This window comes from Streptococcus sp. GMD1S (genome assembly GCF_000296875.1).
Classification (GTDB): Bacteria; Bacillota; Bacilli; order Lactobacillales; family Streptococcaceae; genus Streptococcus.
The window spans coordinates 1-5,957 of record NZ_AJQY01000056.1 but is presented as its reverse complement, the minus strand read 5'-3'; the positions used below and the strand labels follow the sequence as shown (position 1 = coordinate 5,957).

At 41.2% G+C, this 5,957-nt stretch carries 2 protein-coding genes; both read right to left on the bottom strand.

What is annotated here, in order from left to right; all coding sequences use genetic code 11:
• Nucleotides 1-2,060 (bottom strand): SpaA isopeptide-forming pilin-related protein (locus GMD1S_RS06390; protein WP_001035136.1); only part of this gene is annotated, 2,060 nt, incomplete at its 3' end.
• A 449-nt stretch (nt 2,061-2,509) separates the two neighbouring features.
• The coding region (locus GMD1S_RS06385) for an Ig-like domain-containing protein (RefSeq protein ID WP_000851591.1) at nt 2,510-5,957 on the bottom strand (3,448 nt) is incomplete at its 5' end.

The following is a 5,957-nucleotide window of genomic DNA, read 5'->3' as shown; positions in this document are numbered from 1 at the left end:
GCTGTACCTTCTGCCTTATCGCCCTTGTAGATCTTGATTTGGGCACCTGCGATTTCAACCCCACCAAGGCTAATTTTACTGAACGTGATTTTACGAGCTACATCGTCATCTTTATCAGTAACTGTCAGAGTTGAATCTTGGGCTACAACACGATTGTCTTCGCCTTTAGAATCTTTTTCACCTACTTTTGTCACTTCAACAGTACCGTTAGGTTTAACTTGGAAAGTGATATCCGTTACTTTGAGGTAACCAGTTGGAGCGGCTTCCTCATGGAAGGTGTAGATGCCTGGTTCAAGATTCAGTTGCTTAGGTTGGTCAGTTGAAGTCCAGCTTTCTACGGCTGTACCTTCTGCCTTGTCGCCCTTGTAGATCTTAATCTGTGCACCTGGGATTTCATTTCCTCCAAGGTTTACCTTACTGAAGGTAATTGGTTTTGGACTAGTATCCTCTTTATCGGTAATAGTCAGAACTGGACCAGCTGCAAGAACAGTGTCATCAGCTCCCTTATTCTTAATAGTGATAGAACCGTCAGCATTAACAGTATAAGTAATATCTCCTACAATTTGATATCCCTCTGGAGCATTGAACTCTCTTAGAGTGTAGGTCCCTGGTGCCAGCTTAATCACTTTAGAAGTGTCAGCTACAGTAGTCCAGTCTGCAACAGGTGCCTCTTCAAGATTGACTGTATCTCCACTATAGATTTTCAGTTCCGCTCCTGGAATTTCTTTTCCATTTGGATCCACCTTTTTGAAAGTAATCTCTTTTTCAATTGGAGTCTTCGGAGGTGTCTTCTTATTTTCAATTCGACGTTCTACTGATTTGTCTGAACCAAACTCATCTGGAGAAATTTTAATATCTTCAGTTAATTTGTCATAGCCAAGAGGAGCCGTTACTTCACGAATTGTATAGTTGTCTCGCAACAATTTGCCTACACTAGCGTTACCATCAGGACCTGTTGTCAATCGTCCAACAACAGCTTGGTTACGATCACGAATTACTTCAAAAACTGCGCCTTGCAATGGTTGGCCTGCTTCGTCTACCTTATGAATTTTAATGGTGAAAACATATCCTTCCGCAACACCACCTGCAATCTGGTAGGTACGTGTGCTGGTTGATTGTTCATTCTCACTACCATTGTAGCTCATGTTGGCTACGTTCGTGATTTCCTCACCATCGACTAGATCATAATTCGCTTTAGCTCGATACTCGATCATATAACCAAAACCATTAGTATCTCCTAAAGGAAGGGTGAAACCATCACCATTCGCATTTACCACTAGTTGGTTTTTAAAGGTTTCGGTCATATCCTGAGCATTAGTCCATTTCCAGTCTCCGTTATTCCAACTCCAATCTACTTTGTAAATACGAAAAGTATCTGGTAGGAATGTCATATTTGGAGAAGAGAAAGCATCTTTGATAGTGACATCACTGTAGTTCGCCATATTGCGGTTTACAGTAATGTTATAACGGATTACATTTTTCTCGTCATCCTTGAATTGGAAGGAACTCTTTTCAATTTTAGAGTCGTATTTCCCTGGAGGGCCGTTATAACGGATTTTCCCTGCAAATAGAACTCTATGTCCTACAGTAATGTTGACATCAACGTCTTTTTCTTCTGAAACAACGTCATGGTCAACTCGGACATAGACAAAGAATTTCCCCCTAACGCCAGAATTATTCTCAACAAATTTTGTATAAGTGAGAGTAATTGTTTTGCTAGCTGCATCTAAACGACCAGTAGCTACAAGATTGTTAGAAGCATCTCGTAATTCAATGTCTGAAGAGTTTGAAAATGCAATCTCTGATGGCAATTGAAGTGTTGTTGTATCACCTTCATGCACCGTATTATCTGGCAAAACAAAATCTGCAGTAAGACGGAATTCTTGCCAAATATCCAATCCTTGCGTTAATGCTTCACCAGATTTGTTCTCAACACCTACACTAGTGATAACATCATTATACTCTGCCGCACGTACTTGCGTCAGAGGAGCAAATGATTGGAGAATAACTCCCAAACAAAGAATAACGATCTGAATCCAAGATCTTATTTTTTTGTTCATGTGATCTTCCTTTCTCATAATATTCAATTGTAAATGTACAATGTAATTGTAAGCTAATTGATTGTCCCCAACTAATCACCGTTCACCTTTTTAAAAATGAACCGTATTAACTACATTACAACCACATTTTATCATACTATCGAAAAAAAGGCTAGGACTATCAAACAAATTTTTACAGAATAATTTATTTTTTTCTCTCTATTAAGAAATGATCCTTTTCCTTTAAATTTACTCGTTGACAAGCCAGTATATACCAGTTAAAAACAAATACGATAAACAGTATTTTTTTGCACATTTTATTTTAAAAATGCATTTTCACTTATTTAAATACGTCTTTTAGAATGGCATTGTTTATGCCAACATTACTAAATGATTTTTCTGTCATAAAAAAGACCAGGAAAACCTGGTCTTTCTTAGTCACCGCTAGATTCATATTCTAGCTAGTGCCTCTAATCTTCTTTTTTGCCTTTAGTGGCGACTAATCCTGCCCCCAAACCGAGAAGAGCTAAACCTGCTGCTACTGCTGCTTGGCTTGCTGCACTTCCTGTATTTGGCAACTGCTCTTTTTGAGCTTGATTAGCTTTACTTGAAGCAATTTCTTTTGTATCTGCTTTTTCTGATACTTGTGGTTTTGTTGCTTCTTGAGGTACTGGTTTGGTCGTTTCACCAGCTGTACCAACTTCGACGATGCGATTCTGAGCCATAACTTTATCATAGCTTTCTTTTTCAGTTCGCTTGCCATTTTCAACTTCGATTAAGTGAACACGGATACCTTGTCTTCCTTCTTGAAGGATGCGAGTTTGACCTGCTGGAAGCTGATCATTCTTTTGTTCCTGAACCTTGAAATCAATTGTTTCTTCTTCGATTACAAGTTCTGGTCTGTTAAGGACAAGATTCTTCACTTCGTCTTCTGGAAGAGAAGTTCCTGGTTTGGTTCCAACCAAGACGATGCGGTCTGTCGGTGCCTCTACCACTTCACGGAGTTTTTCTTCCTTACTTCCACTAGGATTAACCGCTGTGAAGATCCGTTCCTTACCAACTTTTCCTTCTTGTTCTACACGTGTTTCACCTAGATACAGTGTTGAATCCTTTTTCTCAACTGTCTTGTAGGCCAAATCTTTTTCAACAAATTCGAGTTTTGGAAGATCTTCTTGTACAGCAGCAACAGTCTTCTCAGAAACTGGTTTTTCCTTAGTCAACTGGATACGGTATTCCTTGACTTGTTTTCCACTTTCTGAAACAAGACGAACAAGTACTGGAAGGCTGTCTTCTCCACTATCTACAACTGTTGAAGCTACTTGATTACTTTCTTCGACTGAGACTTTTGGACGTTGACCTTTATAGGTGATTTGGTAGTCTTGACGATCTTCAGCGAAGTCAGGAAGTTCTTTTCCATCTACAAGAATTTTTGATTGGGTACTTTCTTGAGGCAATTCACTCGGTGCAAGGAAGGTCATCTCAATTATCGCAACACCCTTCTTATCCGCTTTGCGCTCCATACGCCATCTCATGGCTTTGGCTTTGACAGCTTTAAATGTTACGTTGATTTCATCACCAGCTGCGATGTCTTTATCCGCACGATAAGGCACAGCTTCCCAATTTTCTGGATTGTTAAATGGATGAGCTGCATCGTAGGCTTGGTAGTTAGAATAGTAGGTAGGCACTTCAAACTCTGGGCCAATATAACGTTCCAAAACGAGTTTAGATGGGGCATCTGTACCACTATCTGCAAAGAAGTGAAGTTTGGCTTGCGCTACAGTCCGTTCTACAATCTTACCATTTTCACGGAAGATCACACCTGCTGATACTTCTGGATTAGAAGATGGTGTTGGAGACCAGTTTGTCCAACGACGATTTTCTGAATGATTTCCGTCATTAAGATAGTCCACACGGTCATGGGAGTTTCTATCAATGTCGTTAGTGGCTGAAGCAAAGGCGCGGTTACTATTTTCATCATACTCTGGGTTATTTGAAAGAGCTTCACCAAGTTTGTCTGTCACTCGTACAGTGAACTCAGTAACAAGATCACTACCAAGGACACGACCTCGAACAGTAAATTGGCCTGCTTTAGTCAGATTTTCTGCTGGAACTTCTTCCCATTCCACTGCCAAGTCTTTTGTTTCGTAACCGTCTTTACCTGTGAAGTAAACAGGAACCTTAGTTGGCAATTCAAGCGGTTGCCCTACTTGTAGCAAGCGATCTTGTTTGACCGCGGCAACTGGTTTACGAGAGAGCAAGTCTTTATTGCTTGTAAAGTGTAGACGGTATTCTCCTAGGATGTCCCCATTTTCAGCCTTCGCGATAACACGAACTGGCTCACCTTCACGAACGCTTGGAACGACGGTAGCGAGACCATTGTTGCTGACACTTGCTGTTACTGCAGGAACTTTTCCATCTACTGACTCAAGGTAGTAGTCAGTCAAATCAGGGTTAAAGTTTGCTAAGTCTTTACCGTCAACTTGGATTCTTGTTTGTCCTTGTTTGGCTGCTGCGACTTGTTTTGCAAAGATTTGTACTTCTGTGATAGACGTTCCTTTCTTGCTATCAAGTCGAACCATACGAATGCGAACCGCATAGGTCTCAACTTTATCAAAGCTGAAATGATTCATTTCTCCAGCTTTTAATTGAGCTGGTGCTTTGAGATTGCTTACCTCTTTCCAGTTTGCAGGATCGTTAAAGGCATGGTTTTCCTCACCTACAAAGCTAGGGTTTTTAGGGGCTGTTGGAACGGTCTTACCGACATAATATTCAATCACATAAGACTTCGGTACACCAACTCCGTGGTCTTCGTGGAATCCGACACTTAGATTATCAACTGAACGTTTGCTCAAAATACCTGAATCTCCGAATAGGACACCAACTGAAGCTTCTGGATTAGTACGGTTCCAGTTTGTCCAACGATTAGCTGGGCGGTCATTAAAGGAAATCAATTTATCGTTGACGTTTGAAACAGGATCAGTTGGATTTGAGTCTGAAGCAAAGGCCAGTGGCAATTCTGATCCGGTCCATTGGTCAGAAATGTTTGCTCCCTTCTCAGTTTGAGCAGATACGCGAACATGAAGTTTAGTTGTTAATTGCGTACCTTCTAGGCGACCATTAACTGTAAAGACACCTTCCTTGGCGTATTGGTCTGGACGAATCGCATCCCAAGTAACCTTAGCTGATGAAACGTGGCCATTTGAATCGTAGGTACGAACGCTTTCTGGTAATTGTGGTGCTTCTGCAATTGGAGTTGTCACACTGACTTCTTCAACTGAAACGATGCCTTCTACAGATACTTTAGCACGCGCTTCAAGATCCAGACCTTCAACTTTACCTAGAATTTCAAAGGTTTGATAGTGGTCGAGTTTTTCTTTTGGAATGGCTTGCCAAGTGACTTTGTGGGCTTTAGGGAAACCTTTGTCATACTCTACTGTCACTGTAGCTGGAAGGCTTGGTTCTTGATGTAAATCTGTGACTACATTTACTGGGCGGATAGATTGGGCTACTTTTTTCTCAGTATTGGCCTGGATCGTGAGATCGATTTGACCTGTAGCCCCCTCATATTCTGCTTTGAGAGAGACTGTTCCTGGCTTATGCAACTCAAGCATTCCTTTACGAACCGCGACTTCCCCTTCACCACTTGTAGAGAAGGCCACTTTATCTGCTGGTAAAACTGCTTGTGTTCCGTCTTGATAGTGTGCAAGGACAGACAATTTCACCGTTTGGTCTTCTTTAAGACCGTCAGCTTGCTCTACTTGTAGGCTCAAGTGGTCAATTTTCGGTGCTTCTTCAAGGAATTGAATTGCATAGGTTTGAAGAGGTCCACCATCTTTTGGTTGAACATAGATGCTTGCACGCATGCCGTTTGCTGCACTTGCTTGGACTACAGTAACATCCGCATTTTCAGCACTTGCT